The 14,165-nt window shown below is 71.0% G+C and carries 10 protein-coding genes and 2 pseudogenes; 9 read left to right on the top strand and 3 right to left on the bottom strand.

Going from position 1 to position 14,165, the window contains the following annotated elements:
* The first annotated feature begins 57 nt into the window (after nucleotides 1-57).
* The gene (locus ACZ7DL_RS01715; protein WP_470770577.1) at nucleotides 58-1,182 is read left to right on the top strand and encodes an adenylate/guanylate cyclase domain-containing protein; all 1,125 of its coding nucleotides are present in this window, start codon (nucleotides 58-60) and stop codon (nucleotides 1,180-1,182) included.
* 171 nt (nucleotides 1,183-1,353) lie between these two features.
* Here ACZ7DL_RS01715 and ACZ7DL_RS01710 read toward each other — a convergent pair whose 3' ends face one another.
* Entirely contained in the window at nucleotides 1,354-1,956 is a 603-nt protein-coding gene (locus tag ACZ7DL_RS01710) for a hypothetical protein (protein WP_470770576.1), read from the bottom strand.
* A 191-nt stretch (nucleotides 1,957-2,147) separates the two neighbouring features.
* Here ACZ7DL_RS01710 and ACZ7DL_RS01705 point away from each other — a divergent pair, with 191 nt between their 5' ends.
* The 3 genes from ACZ7DL_RS01705 to hutH all read left to right on the top strand — a co-directional run bounded on the left by ACZ7DL_RS01705 (nucleotide 2,148) and on the right by hutH (nucleotide 5,891).
* On the top strand, nucleotides 2,148-2,942 hold the full coding sequence (locus tag ACZ7DL_RS01705; RefSeq protein ID WP_470770574.1) for an enoyl-CoA hydratase/isomerase family protein: 795 nt from the start codon (nucleotides 2,148-2,150) through the stop codon (nucleotides 2,940-2,942).
* Between the two features lie 179 nt (nucleotides 2,943-3,121).
* Nucleotides 3,122-4,264 carry a GGDEF domain-containing protein gene (locus tag ACZ7DL_RS01700; RefSeq protein ID WP_470770573.1) on the top strand — a complete coding sequence of 381 codons (1,143 nt, stop codon included), beginning with the start codon at nucleotides 3,122-3,124 and terminating at the stop codon, nucleotides 4,262-4,264.
* 88 nt (nucleotides 4,265-4,352) lie between these two features.
* On the top strand, nucleotides 4,353-5,891 hold the full coding sequence (gene hutH / locus ACZ7DL_RS01695) for a histidine ammonia-lyase (RefSeq protein WP_470771180.1): 1,539 nt from the start codon (nucleotides 4,353-4,355) through the stop codon (nucleotides 5,889-5,891).
* Nucleotides 5,892-5,944: 53 nt separating this feature from the next.
* On the opposite strand, the gene ACZ7DL_RS01690 is transcribed toward hutH, so the two are convergent.
* Nucleotides 5,945-6,727, bottom strand: a complete 783-nt coding sequence (locus tag ACZ7DL_RS01690) for a hypothetical protein (protein ID WP_470770572.1) — start codon at nucleotides 6,725-6,727, stop codon at nucleotides 5,945-5,947.
* Between the two features lie 42 nt (nucleotides 6,728-6,769).
* The gene (locus ACZ7DL_RS01685; protein ID WP_470770571.1) at nucleotides 6,770-7,096 is read right to left on the bottom strand and encodes an LAETG motif-containing sortase-dependent surface protein; all 327 of its coding nucleotides are present in this window, start codon (nucleotides 7,094-7,096) and stop codon (nucleotides 6,770-6,772) included.
* 109 nt (nucleotides 7,097-7,205) lie between these two features.
* On the opposite strand from ACZ7DL_RS01685, the gene ACZ7DL_RS01680 reads away from it, so the two are divergent.
* The 5 genes and pseudogenes from ACZ7DL_RS01680 (at nucleotide 7,206) to ACZ7DL_RS01660 (ending at nucleotide 14,120) form a co-directional block, all read left to right on the top strand.
* On the top strand, nucleotides 7,206-7,547 hold the full coding sequence (locus ACZ7DL_RS01680) for a hypothetical protein (protein WP_470770569.1): 342 nt from the start codon (nucleotides 7,206-7,208) through the stop codon (nucleotides 7,545-7,547).
* A gap of 254 nt (nucleotides 7,548-7,801) precedes the next feature.
* Nucleotides 7,802-9,052 carry a L,D-transpeptidase gene (locus ACZ7DL_RS01675; RefSeq protein WP_470770568.1) on the top strand — a complete coding sequence of 417 codons (1,251 nt, stop codon included), beginning with the start codon at nucleotides 7,802-7,804 and terminating at the stop codon, nucleotides 9,050-9,052.
* 142 nt (nucleotides 9,053-9,194) lie between these two features.
* Nucleotides 9,195-9,947 (top strand): annotated as a pseudogene (locus ACZ7DL_RS01670) (ABC transporter permease); the annotation flags it as partial.
* Nucleotides 9,948-9,949: 2 nt separating this feature from the next.
* Nucleotides 9,950-10,570, top strand: a pseudogene (locus ACZ7DL_RS01665) (ABC transporter ATP-binding protein); the annotation flags it as partial.
* Nucleotides 10,571-10,871: 301 nt separating this feature from the next.
* Complete coding sequence (locus ACZ7DL_RS01660) at nucleotides 10,872-14,120, top strand: S8 family peptidase (RefSeq protein ID WP_470770566.1); 3,249 nt, start codon at nucleotides 10,872-10,874, stop codon at nucleotides 14,118-14,120.
* The last annotated feature ends 45 nt before the right edge of the window (nucleotides 14,121-14,165 follow it).

Below are 14,165 nucleotides of genomic sequence, written 5' to 3'. Positions count from 1 at the left end.
GCCGTAGAGTTGAGGCCGGTCGATACCTGACCGTGGCAGATCGGAAGGGCAGCAGGCGTGACCGTCGACGACACGGGCTCCGGCGCGGGCGGGGACGGCCGGGTGGACCCCAGCGCCCCCGACACCGGCGAGGACCCGCTGGCCCTGCGGCTCGAACAGCTCATCCTGGGCGCCGAGCGCCGGTACACCCCGTTCCAGGCCGCCCGCAGCGCCGGTGTCTCCATGGAGCTGGCGTCGAGGTTCTGGCGGGCCATGGGCTTCGCGGACATCGGCCAGGCCAAGGCCCTCACCGAGGCCGACGTCCTCGCCCTGCGCCGGCTCGCCGGTCTGGTGGAGGCGGGACTGCTGAGCGAGGCCATGGCGGTGCAGGTGGCCCGGTCCACCGGGCAGACCACCGCCCGGTTGGCGGAGTGGCAGATCGACTCCTTCCTGGAGGGCCTGACCGAGCCGCCCGAGCCCGGGATGACCCGCACCGAGGTGACGTACCCGCTGGTCGAGCTGTTGCTGCCGGAGCTGGAGGAGTTCCTCGTCTACGTCTGGCGCCGCCAGCTGGCCGCGGCGACGGGCCGGGTCGTCCAGGCCGCCGACGACGAGGAGATGGTCGACCGCCGGCTGGCCGTCGGCTTCGCCGACCTCGTGGGCTTCACCCGGCTCACCCGCCGGATGGAGGAGGAGGAGCTCGGCGAGCTGGTCGAGGCCTTCGAGACCACCGCCGCCGACCTGGTGGCGGCGCGCGGCGGCCGGCTCATCAAGACCCTCGGCGACGAGGTGCTCTACGCCGCGGACGACGCGGGCACGGCCGCGGACATCGCACTGCGGCTGGTGGAGACACTGGCGAACGACGAGACGATGCCCGAGCTGCGGGTCGGCATGGCGTTCGGCACGGTGACCACCCGTATGGGTGATGTGTTCGGTACGACGGTGAACTTGGCCTCCCGCCTGACGTCGATAGCCCCCCGGGACGCGGTCCTCGTGGACAGTGCCTTCGCCGAGGAGCTGATCCGTACGGGCGAGGCCCCGGCCTCCGAGGCGGAGGCCGCCGAGGCCGCGGCCGCCGCGGAGAAGGAGGGCGAGGAGCCGCCGACGTACCGCTTCGCGCTCCAGCCGATGTGGCAGCGCCCGGTGCGCGGACTCGGCGTGGTCGAGCCCTGGCTGCTCGCGCGCCGCGACGGCCGGCCCTAGGGGGCTTCGTTTGGATCAGCCCGGGTCCGCGACGCCCGGCACGGCACCTCGCCGCGTTGTCGGACCACCCGAGTACGCCCAGTACGCGGGTGATCCTCCGCCTTGCGATGCACCGCACCATGCGCCGCGGCCTGATCCGACCTGATCCAAACGAAACCCCCTAGCCGGCCGCTATCCGTCCGGCTCGCCGAGCACGTCGTCCACGCACAGCCCGATCACCGGGATGCACACCCCGCCCGGATCGGGCTCCGCCGTGTTCTCACCCGTAGACGTCGGGGTCGGGGCCGGCTCCGGCGTCGCCGGGGCGGACGCCGTCGGCGCGGGCCGCGGGGTGTCGCCGGGGGTGTCCGGAGCGCCGGTCGGCCGCGTGGTCGGGGCGGTGCTCGGTACGGCGGTGCCGCCGTGCGGTGCCGTGGCCGTGCCCGGTGCCGTGGGGACTGAGGACCCGGGGGGCGTCGGCGCGAGGCTTCGGCCGCCCATGACGGAGGTCGCCGAGGGCAGCGCGGTGGGGGCGGCGGCGACGGTGGCCGCGCGGTCCGGGGCCCCGCCGCCCGGTGGGACCGCGGGCTCGGCCTCCGCCGTACCCGGTGCGCCGACCCCCGACTCCGGGGTCACCCGGACCAGGCTGAGCACGCCCGCGGCGAGAGCGAGACCGCCGGCGGCGAGCAGCACCTTGCGGGGGCGGGGCTTGCGGTGCCGCCCGCGCCGTACTCCCGGGGTGCCTCCCGGCTCGCGCTCCCGCTCCGCAACGGACTGTCCGGGTATCGGTGTCATGGGTTCCCTCCCCGCCGCGCGCCCGGGGCGCGCCATGGCGGAGCGCACGCTATGCGCGCGTCTGGGCGGTGTGCGGCGAGACGGCCGGGATGTCACTCGAACGGGTGTAGCCCCCCGGTCTTTCCCGGCATCGGGTACGGCTGCGATGATCGGGCCGACAGTGAGTTAACCCGCGTTAACCGGAGGGTGTCATGAGCGAGGAGCGGTTCGGGGAGTTCGTGCTGGTGCGGCGGCACGGGCACGTCGCGGAGCTGGTACTGGACCGGCCCAAGGCCATGAACGCCGTCTCCACGGAGATGGCCCGCTCCCTCGCGGGCGCGTGCGCCGCGCTCGCCGCCGACCGGGACGCCCGGGTGGTCGTCCTGACCTCGTCGCACGAACGGGCGTTCTGCGTGGGGGCGGACCTGAAGGAGCGGAACTCCTTCACCGACGCCGATCTCGTACGGCAGCGGCCGATGGCGCGGGCGGCGTACACCGGGGTGCTGGAGCTGCCGATGCCGACGATCGCGGCGGTGCACGGCTTCGCGCTGGGCGGCGGGTTCGAGCTGGCGCTCTCCTGCGACCTGATCGTGGCCGACCGTACGGCGGTGGTGGGGCTGCCGGAGGTGTCCGTGGGCGTGATCCCGGGCGGCGGCGGTACGCAGCTGCTGCCCCGGCGGGTCGGTGCGGCCCGCGCGGCCGAGCTGATCTTCTCGGCCCGGCGGGTGGAGGCGGCCGAGGCGGCCGGGCTGGGGCTGGTGGACCAGTTGGTGGAGGCGGGGCGGGACCGGGAGGAGGCGCTGGCGCTCGGCGCGCGGATCGCCGGGAACTCGCCGGTCGGCCTGCGTGCCGCCAAGCGGGCGCTGCGGCTCGGGCACGGGCTGGATCTGCGGGCCGGGCTGGACGTGGAGGACGCGGCGTGGCGTTCGGTGGCGTTCTCGGGGGACCGGGCGGAGGGGGTGGCGGCGTTCAACGAGAAGCGCAAGCCGGAGTGGCCGGGGGAGTGAGGCGGCGCCTCGAACAGGCGCGGGGCTGTGTGCACTGTGCGGCTCCGCCGCGCGGGCGCGACCAGCCACGACGGACCCGCACCCGGCAGCGGTCCGCAGGTCCGTGCACGTCACCGCACATTCCACCTGATCGCCGCTCCAATACCCCGAACCGCTCCATTACTCCCTAACCTGGAGTAATGGGTGAGGACAAGCGGCTGGCCGCCGTCGTGGCGCTGGCGCAGGGCATGGCGGCGGCGCACACCCCGCGGGAGTCCTGGCAGGCCGCCGCCCTCGGCGCCTGCCACGCGCTGGACGGCAGCTTCGCCGCGCTGTCGGTGTGGGAACGCGGGCTCGGCCGGCTGCGGGTCCTCGTCAACGTGGGGGACCGCTCCCCGGACGAGGAGGAGTTCCCGGAGGCCGAGGCCTACCCGGTGCACCAGTTCCCGGAGATCACCGAGTTCCTGCACGAGCGGTGGGCCGGCGGCGGCGGGCCCAACGCGTGGGTGGAGACCGCCGAGGGAGCGGCCGCCGGCACTCCCGGCTACCTCCATCAGCGGGTGGCCGCCCTGCGCCGCCGGGGCCGCGGCTGCTGCGTCGTCGCCCCCGTCGTGCTGCACGGCCGGGCCTGGGGCGAGCTGTATGTGGCCCGCCCGGCCGGCGAGCCCCTGTTCGCACGGGCCGACGCCGACTTCGCCACCGTGCTCGCCGCCGTCGTCGCCGCGGGCATCGCGCAGACCGAACGGCTGGAGGAGGCGCGCCGGCTGGCGTACACCGACGCCCTGACCGGCCTCGCCAACCGCCGTGCCGTGGACGTCCACTTGGAGGAGGCCATCGAGCGGCACCGCGCGGAGGGCGCGGTGGTCAGCCTGGTCGTCTGTGACCTCAACGGACTCAAGCGGGTCAACGACACCCTCGGGCACGCCGTCGGCGACCGGCTCCTGGAGCGCTTCGGCTCGGTGCTGTCGCTGTGCGGCGCGATGGTGCCGGGCGCGCTGACCGCACGGCTCGGCGGGGACGAGTTCTGTCTGCTCGCGGTCGGGCCGCCCGCCGACGACGTGGTGAAGGCGGCGGACGAACTGTGCCGCCGGGCCGCCGAGTTGGAGCTGGGCGAGGGCGTCGCCTGCGGGATGGCCTCGACCGAGGACCCGATCGGGGAGGTGCGGGACGCCCGCCGGCTGTTCCGGCTCGCGGACGCCGCCCAGTACCGGGCCAAGGCGCTGTGTCTGGACCGGCCGGTGATGGCCGGCCGTGAGGGGCCGGACGATCCGGTCGTACGGTTGGCCGACGAGCCGCCGCCCTCGCGTGCCGAGCGGCGCCGGTTCCGCGGGCGCCGGCCGTGAGGCGAAGCCCACACCGCGCGGTAAGGGTCGCCCCCGCTCCCCACTAGTGACATCCCTGCATTCAATGCGTACGCTCCTGAATATGGATATGCACACTGTGGTGGTGGGGACGTCCGGTGTCACGGCGTCCGACGTTCTCGCCGTGGCGCGCGGCAGTGCCCGCATCGAGCTGTCGGCGGAGGCGGTGGCGGCCCTCGCGGCGGCCCGGGAGATCGTGGACGCGCTGGCGGCCAAGCCGGACCCGGTCTACGGCGTCTCCACCGGCTTCGGCGCCCTGGCGACCCGGCACATCAGCCAGGAGCTGCGCGCCCAGTTGCAGCGCAACATCGTCCGCTCGCACGCCGCCGGCATGGGGCCGAGGGTGGAGCGCGAGGTCGTACGGGCCCTGATGTTCCTGCGGCTCAAGACCGTCTGCTCCGGACACACCGGCGTCCGGCCCGAGGTCGCCCAGACCATGGCCGACGTGCTGAACGCCGGGATCACCCCGGTCGTGCACGAGTACGGCTCCCTCGGCTGCTCCGGCGACCTGGCCCCGCTGTCCCACTGCGCCCTCACCCTCATGGGCGAGGGCGAGGCGGAGGGCCCCGACGGGCAGGTCCGGCCCGCCGGCGAACTGCTCGCCGAGCACGGGATCGCCCCCGTCGAGCTGCGCGAGAAGGAGGGCCTCGCCCTCCTCAACGGCACCGACGGCATGCTCGGCATGCTGATCATGGCCCTCGCCGACCTGGACACCCTGTACAAGTCCGCGGACGTCACCGCCGCCCTCACCATGGAGGCGCTGCTCGGCACGGACAAGGTCCTCGCGCCCGAGCTGCACGCCATCCGCCCGCACCCGGGGCAGGGCGCCTCCGCGGCCAACATGCTCGCCGTGCTGAAGGGTTCGGGTCTCACCGGCCACCACCAGGACGACGCGCCCCGGGTCCAGGACGCCTACTCCGTGCGCTGCGCCCCGCAGGTCGCCGGCGCCGGACGCGACACGCTCGCGCACGCCCGCCTGGTCGCCGAGCGGGAGCTGGCCTCCGCGGTGGACAACCCGGTCGTCCTGCCCGACGGGCGCGTGGAGTCCAACGGCAACTTCCACGGCGCGCCCGTGGCCTACGTCCTGGACTTCCTCGCCATCGCCGCCGCCGACCTCGGCTCCATCGCCGAGCGCCGCACCGACCGGCTGCTGGACAAGAACCGCAGCCACGGCCTGCCGCCGTTCCTCGCCGACGACGCCGGCGTCGACTCCGGCCTGATGATCGCCCAGTACACGCAGGCCGCCCTGGTCAGCGAGCTGAAGCGGCTCGCCGTGCCCGCCTCCGCGGACTCCATCCCGTCCTCCGCCATGCAGGAGGACCACGTGTCCATGGGCTGGTCGGCCGCGCGCAAGCTGCGCACCGCCGTGGACAACCTCACCCGGGTCGTCGCGATCGAACTGTACGCGGCCACCCGCGCCATCGAGCTGCGCGAGGGCCTGACCCCGGCGCCCGCCTCCCAGGCGGTCATCGAGGCCGTACGCGCCGCCGGCGTGCAGGGCCCCGGTCCGGACCGCTTCCTGGCCCCGGACCTGGCCGCCGCCGACGCGTTCGTGCGCGGCGGTGACCTCGTGGCGGCCGTGGAGAAGGTCACCGGCCCGCTTCGGTGAACGCACCGGGGCCCCGGCAACCGCCGGGGCCCCGCAACGTCATACCGCAAGCGTCACTTCAGCTTGGCGGCCTGTGCCTTCACGACCGGAGCGGAGACCGTGTAGGCCTTCTTGCTCATCATCGCGCCGATGTTGATCGTGGTGTAGGTCGCGAGGGTGTTGCCGTGCCGCACGACCTCGGCGTGCAGCGGCAGGGAGCCGTCCTTGCCCGCGTCGTTGGTCGCGGTGAAGGCCACCGACTCGTCACCCGTGCCCGAGGACTTCTCCTCGCCGACCTTGGTGAACTTGCCCTTCTCGCCGTCCTGCTCGCCGGAGAAGCCGCCCGCGCAGGACTTGACCCCGTCCGAGACGGACTTCAGGGCCTGCTCGGCGCCGTCACCGTCGTACGAGGCCAGGGTGACCACGGTGACGTCCAGGTCCATGGACTCGTTGATCGCGTCCTCGAACTTGCCGTCGGCCATGTCGTCCAGGGACGTCGCGTCGTCCGTGGGGTCCTTCTTGTCCTCCGTGGCCATGCGGCTGGTGTGCGCCGCCGGCTCGCCGGGCGCGATGCCGGTGAACACCTGGAGCACCGGCTCGCACTTGGCGTCGTCCGACGTGACCTTGCTCTTGTCGGGGACGCCGCCCTCGACGGGGCCCACCTTGAAGCCGGGCACATCGCCCTTGGCGATGATCTTCTGCTTCAACTCCGCGGCGCTCAGCGCCTTCGCCGCGGTCTCGCCCTTGGCGTCCTTCGAGTCCTTCGAGTCCCCGTCGGAACAGCCCGTGATGAGGGCGAGCGACAGCACGCTCACAGCTGCGGTGGCGCACAGCCGCACGCCCGATGATCTCTTCATGAGCGAACTATGTGCGGCCTGTCAAGGATTCGTCAAGGAAAACTAAAAGCCCAGACGTTCCCGACGCACTGAATACATGACGAAACCGGCGCCCACGGCGAGAAAAAGACTGCCGCCGACCACGTACGGGGTGGTGTCGGGGCTTCCCGTGTCGGCCAGTTCGGTCTCGTCCGCCGTCTCCCGCGCGGAGTCGGTGGTCGCCGTCGTCACCGCCCTGGCCTGCGTGATCCGCGCCGGGGACGCGGCGGTGGCCGCCGTCTCTCTCGCCGGGGCGTTCTGTGAGGCGTTCGCGGACGGGACGAACCACAACGCGCACAGCAGGGTCCCCGCGGCGGTGGCGGTCAGCAGCGGACGGCGAGCGGATGACACGGAATATCGATCCCCTTGTGACGCTGGCGAATTGGCCGTGTGAGGCGATGTTAGTGAAAGGCGCGGGTCACAGGAAAGTCACGGGAGGTTTCGGTCGTACGCTCGCGCCATGAGTACTGAAGAGACATCACGTTTTGTACGACTTCGCGTGGAGCTGGTCCTCGAAGTGCAGGAAGACGACGAGGTGACCAAGGCCGCGCTGCGCCGGCTCGCCGGGGACTCCGAGGTGCCCGAGGCGGAGCGGGCCCAGGCCGAGAGCGCTGTGACGGAGGACACCGCGGAGGCCCTGGCGTATCTCGTGGATCCGTTCGACCTGATCAGCGAGGTGCCCGGGGTGGAGCTCCAGCAGGCGTCCTGGTCCAGCGAGCGGATCGAGTACGACCCCGATTCGCCCGACTGGGACCTGGACGAGGATGATGGGGAGGACGACGAAGAGGGCGGCATCGGCTGATCGCCCCGGGGCACTCCTTACCCCGGACGGCAACCGCCGTCCGGGGTTTCGTCGTCTCTGGGGGCGCACGGACGGTACCCGCACCACCGTCACCATTCGCATCACCGGCAACCACTGCGGACCCGTGTTCCGCGGACGTGGGATGCCCCACAGATGCAGGGGGTGGGGAACGGGACGAACCGGCCGTAGCGTTGAAGGTTCTTGACGGGGACTCTCGGAGTTATCGCGACTCGGCAACGATGGAGAAGCTTGTGATGACGGACAGTAAGCGGCGCAAGGGCCTGGCGGCCGCGTCCGCTCTGCTCGGCGGTGTGCTGGTGCTCACGGCGTGTTCCGGCGGCGACGACAAGTCCTCGGGCAGCGGCAGCGGCGACACCTCGCAGGCCAAGGTCGATGAGGCGGCGGCCAAGAAGTCGTCGCAGGCGCAGATAGCGATCACGCCGAAGGACGGCTCCAACAACGCCTCGATCAACAACTCCGCGGCCGTCAAGGTGAGCAAGGGCACCCTCACCGGGGTCACGATGACCACCCAGGACGGCAAGGCCGTCGCCGGCCAGCTGTCCGCCGACAAGAAGAGCTGGAAGCCCACCGTCCAGCTGGAGCGCTCCACGACCTACAAGCTCGCCGCCGAGGCCAAGGACTCCGAGGGCCGCATAGCCCACGAGAACGCCTCCTTCACCACGGTCTCCCCGGCCAACAGCTTCATCGGCACCTTCAACCCGGACAACGGCGCCACGGTCGGCGTCGGCATGCCGGTGTCGATCAACTTCGACAAGGCGATCACCAACAAGGCGGCCGTGCAGAAGGGCATCACGGTCAGCACGACCAGTGGCCAGGAGGTCGTCTGCCACTGGTTCAACGCCAACCGCATGGACTGCCGCCCGGAGGAGTACTGGAAGGAAGGCTCCACCGTCACCCTGAAGCTGGCTCTCGACGGCGTCGAGGGCGCGAGCGGCGTCCTCGGCGTCCAGCAGAAGACGGTCACCTTCCACATCGGCCGCAACCAGGTCACGTACGTCGACGCGCAGACCAAGCAGATGAAGATCACGCAGGACGGCAAGGTCGTCAAGACCATCCCGATCTCCGCCGGCTCGCCCGACAACAAGACGTACGAGGGCCAGATGGTGATCTCGGAGAAGTTCAAGCAGACCCGCATGAACGGCGCGACGGTCGGCTTCACCGACGACGACGGCAAGGGCGAGTACGACATCAAGGACGTGCCGCACGCCATGCGTCTGACCACCTCCGGCACCTTCATCCACGGCAACTACTGGGGCGCGCCCTCGGTGTTCGGCAACGTGAACACCAGCCACGGCTGCGTCGGCCTCCAGGACAAGAAGGGCGCGGGCGACCCGAGCACGCCGGCGGCCTGGTTCTACAACAACTCGCTCATCGGTGACGTCGTGGTCGTCCAGCACACCGGCGACAAGACGGTCTCGCCGGACAACGGCCTCAACGGCTGGAACATGGACTGGGCGCAGTGGAAGGCCGGTTCGGCCGTCTGACGCCTCTTCGGAATCCGCTCCAGTGCCGCCCCCAGGGGCGGCGCTGGCGTTTATGGGCCCGGTCACGGCCTTCTCATGCTTCTCTTATGCCGGCCTTATGGTCCCATCACGGTCCGTACCTAGCTTGCGGGCCGTGTTCTTCACGGTCACCAAGGCGGCGTCCGCGTCCACCGGCGACGCACAGCGGCCCCACTTCCGGTTCGACGCGCAGGGCAGCGACGGCGACTCCACCCAGAGCAGCGACCGCGTCATGGTGCAGGGCTTCCAGACCCTGTCGGCCTCGACGGTGACCAAGGTGGGCTCCCAGCCCGGGGTGCGGTGATCGGCATCGCCACCGCCGACAGCGGTGACGCGGCCGCCGGCCTGTACATCCCGCTGGAGCAGGCGCAGACCCTCGGCGACTCGAAGAACAAGGTCACCACGATCTACGTCAAGGCGACCGACTCGCAGAAGGTCGACAGCGTCAAGTCGCAGATCCAGAAGCACGTCCCCGGTACGACGGTCACCACGTCCGCCGACCTCGCGGACACCGTCTCCGGCTCCCTGTCCACCGCCTCTTCCCTCGCCACCAGCGTCGGTAAGTGGCTGTCCATCGCGGTGCTGGTGGCCGCGTTCCTGGTGGCCGGCCTGCTCACCTCCTCGGCGGTCCCCCGCCGGTTTCGTGCGCGAGTTCGGCACGCTGAAGGCCCTGGGCTGGAAGTCCGGCCGGGTGACCCGGCAGGTGATCGGCGAGGCCATGGTCAACGGCCTGGTCGGCGGCGCCCTCGGCATCGCCCTCGGCCTGGCGGGCGCGTACGTCGTCACCGCCGTCAGCCCGAGCCTGCAGGCACAGCTCGGCGGCGGCACCGGTGGCGGCGGCCTCGGCGGCGGCCCCGGTGGCGGCTTCGGCGGCGGCACGACGGCATCGACCTGACCATCGGCGACGGGGACCGACTAGTCATCCAGGGCCCCACCGGCGGCGGGAAGTCCACTCTTCTCCAGATGCTCGGCGCCCTCGACCGCCCCACCTCCGGCGAAGTCGTCCTCGACGGCACGGATCTGTCCCGGCTGACCGAGGCCCGGCTGACACGACTCCGCAGCGAGAACATCGGATTCGTCTTCCAGTCCTTCAACCTCATCCCGACGCTGACCGCGCAGGAAAACGTGGAGACGGCCCTCGTACCCCTCGGCATCAAGGCCGGGGAGCGGCGGGAACTCGCCGCCGAGGCACTGAACTCCGTCGGCCTCGGCGAGCGCCTCGGTCATCTCCCCGGTGAGATGTCCGTAGGACAGCAGCAGCGCGTGGCCATCGCCCGGGCCGTGGTGAAGAAGCCCAAGGTGCTGCTGGCCGACGAGCCGACCGGCAACCTGGACGAGGGCATGCGGGACGAGATCATGGACGTACTCGAACGTCTGTGGAAGGAGTACGGGCTGACGTTCATCATGGTGACCCACGACTCCGCGCTCGCGAAGAAGGCCCCGCGTCTTGCCACCCTGCGCAAGGGGAGGATCACCGTGAAGGAGAACGCCGGCGCCTGACGGCGTATAACACCCCCTGAGTACAAGGGACTTCGCGGTTCTGTAACGGTGTCCCGGCCGGCGCGTAACAGTTTCCGGAAGCGCTTCCCCGCCGTCCTGTCACCTATTGAGCAGTCTGATCACCCCCCGGCATACTTCGTGATCCGGGGGGTGACGTGCATGCGTACGAGACGGTCCCCGGCCGGGTGAACGGGGAATTCGCCCGGTACTTCTTCTCCAGGGGGAGAACTTGCGCAGACAAGTGAAAAGAGCAGCTGCGGCCACCGTGGCAACGGCCGCAGCGGTCGCCCTCGCAGCGGGTATGACCAGCCCGGCGTCGGCGAAGCCCGCACGCGCCTCGGCAGCCGCCACCGCCGCCTCGGAAGTCACCGCCAAGCACCACGTCACGCTCATCACCGGTGACCGGGTCGCCCTCGACGGCAAGGGCCGCATCGTCGGCCTGGAGCGGGCCGAGGGACGCGAGCACATACCCTTCCAGGTCCGCAAGTCCGCCGGACACACGCTGGTCATCCCCGCCGACGCGGCCCACCTGGTCGCCTCCGGCACGCTGGACCAGCGCCTGTTCGACATCACCGAGCTGAACAAGGCCGCCACCCGCAAGGCCCAGAAGAACGGCCTGAAGGTCATCGTCGGCTACCGCGGCTCCGCCACGGCCACCAAGGCCGACGTCCGGGACGCGGGCACCCTGCGCCGCAGCCTCAAGGCGCTCAACGCGGACGCGGTGCAGACCCCGGTCAAGGACACCGCCGACCTGTGGGACGCGGTGACCAACGGCGACAGGACCGCCTCCGGCATCGCCCACGTCTGGCTCGACGGCGTCCGCAAGGCGTCGCTCGACAAGTCCGTGCCCCAGATCGGCGCCCCGACCGCGTGGAAGGCCGGCTACACGGGCAAGGGCGTGAAGGTCGCCGTCCTGGACACCGGTGTGGACACCACCCACCCGGACCTCAAGGACCAGGTGGTCGAGTCCAAGAACTTCACCGCCGCCGCCGACGCCACCGACCACTTCGGCCACGGCACGCACGTCGCGTCCATCGTGGCGGGCACCGGCGCCAAGTCGGGCGGCAAGTACAAGGGTGTGGCCCCGGACGCCAAGGTCCTCAACGGCAAGGTCCTGGACGACACCGGCTCCGGTGACGACTCCGGCATCCTCGCCGGCATGGAGTGGGCTGCCTCCCAGGGCGCCTCCGTCATCAACCTGAGCCTCGGCGGCTACGACACCCCCGAGATCGACCCCCTCGAGGCCGAGGTCAACAAGCTCTCCGCCGAGAAGGGCGTCCTGTTCGCGATCGCCGCGGGCAACGAGGGCCCCCAGTCGATCGGTTCGCCGGGCAGCGCGGACGCCGCGCTCACCGTCGGCGCCGTCGACGACAAGGACAAGCTCGCCGACTTCTCCTCCACCGGCCCGCGCGCCGGCGACGGCGCCATCAAGCCGGACGTCACCGCGCCCGGCGTGGAGATCACCGCCGCCGCAGCCAAGGGCAGCGTCATCGACCAGGAGGTCGGCGAGAAGCCCGAGGGCTACCTGACCATCTCCGGCACCTCGATGGCCACCCCGCACGTCGCGGGCGCCGCCGCCATCCTGAAGCAGCAGCACCCCGACTGGGGTTCCGCCGAGCTGAAGGGCGCCCTGACCGGCTCCACCAAGGGCGGCAAGTACACCCCCTTCCAGCAGGGCTCGGGCCGGATCCAGGTCGACAAGGCCATCAAGCAGTCGATCGTCGCCGAACCGGTGTCGGTGAGCTTCGGTGTGCAGCAGTGGCCGCACACCGACGACAAGCCGGTCACCAAGCAGCTGACGTACCGCAACCTCGGCGACAAGGACGTCACGCTCAGCCTGACCAGCACCGCCACCAACCCCAAGGGCGCGGCGGCCCCGGCGGGCTTCTTCAAGCTCGGCGCGACCAAGGTGACCGTCCCGGCCCACGGCAAGGCCTCGGTCGGCTTCACCGTCAACACCAAGCTGGGCGGCACCGTCGACGGCGCCTACTCGGCGTACGTGACGGCGACCGGCGGCGGCCAGACGGTCCGCACCGCCGCCGCGGTCCAGCGCGAGGTGGAGTCCTACGACCTCACGCTGAAGTTCATCGGCCGTGACGGCAAGCCGGCCCCGAACTACGGCGCCGACCTCAGCGGTGTGGCGGGCCTCGCCAACGGCGTCTGGCTGAACCCGTACGACAAGTCCGGCACGGTGAAGGTGCGCGCGCCCAAGGGCACGTACATCCTCAACACCGCCGTCTACGCCGACCCGCAGGACGCCTCCAAGGGCATCGACTGGATCGCGCAGCCGAAGCTGACCGTCGGCAAGAAGCAGACGATCACCATCGACGCGCGCAAGGCCAAGCCGGTGGACGTCACCGTCCCGGGCTCGGGCCTGAAGTCCCAGTTCGCCTCGCCGGAGTTCGACGTCACGGTCGGCAACAACACCTACGGCTACGGCTGGTTCCTGGACACGTACAAGAACTTCCACACCGCCCACCTGGGCCCGGAGCTGCCCTCGGGCACGCTGCGGCAGCAGTGGGACGGCCACTGGACCAAGGGCACGAACGAGCAGTACGACGTGACCTCCGGCGGCCCGGTCAAGCAGCTCGCCACCGGCTACACCAAGCACTACAAGGCGGGCGACCTGGCCACGGTGAAGGTCCGGATGGGCGCGGCGGCGAGCGGCAAGAAGGGCGCCGTCGACGCGGTGGGCTGGCTGCCCGGCAGCTCGGGCGCCTCCTCCATCAGCATCCCGCAGAAGCTGCCCGGCACCCGCACCCTGCACCTGTCCGCCAAGGGCGGTGTGAACTGGCAGCTGGAGTTCGCCCAGGACGGCGGGGTCGACCAGGACGGCTTCCCGCTCTCCGACGCCGGCTACGACCTCGGCTCGTTCTCCTTCAAGGCCGGCCGCAGCTACACCAAGACGGTCAACACCGCGGTGTTCGGCCCGCACGTCAGCAAGGACTTCGGCCTGTTCCGCGACGGCAACGAGATCTTCGGTTCGCTGCCGCTGGTCGCCGACTCCGCCAAGCACGCCGGGTACTCGGACTTCACCTCGGTGAAGACGACCCTGTACCGCAACGGCACCAAGGTCGGCTCCAACAACGACCCGCTGTTCGGCGAGAAGACCTTCAAGGTCCCGGCCGGTGACGCGGCCTACAAGCTGACCACCTCGGTCACGCGGTCCTCGAAGGTGTCGGAGGCCTCGACGCGGATCGACGCTGCCTGGACCTTCCGCTCCAAGAAGCCGTCGGACGACTTCGCCCAGCTGCCCGCCTCCGCCCTGCACTTCGGTGCCACGACCGGCCTGGACAGCCGCGTCGAGGCCGGCAAGACGGTCACCTTCCCGGTCACCGTCGAGGGCTCGGCCGCGGGGAGCAACCTGAAGTCCCTCGCCGTCTACGTCTCCTACGACGGCAAGAACTTCAAGAAGGTCGACGTCCGCAACGGCAAGATCACCGTCAAGAACCCGGCGAAGAACAAGGCCATCTCGTTCCGCGCCAAGATCACCGACAAGAAGGGCAACACGTCGGAGATCACGATCCACAACGCGTACTACGGCAAGTGAGCCCTAGCGCACCCTGATGGGGGGCACACCGGAGACAGTCTCCGG

This window comes from Streptomyces sp. NPDC036984 (assembly GCF_055607665.1).
This window is presented reverse-complemented; position numbering and strand designations above follow the sequence as displayed.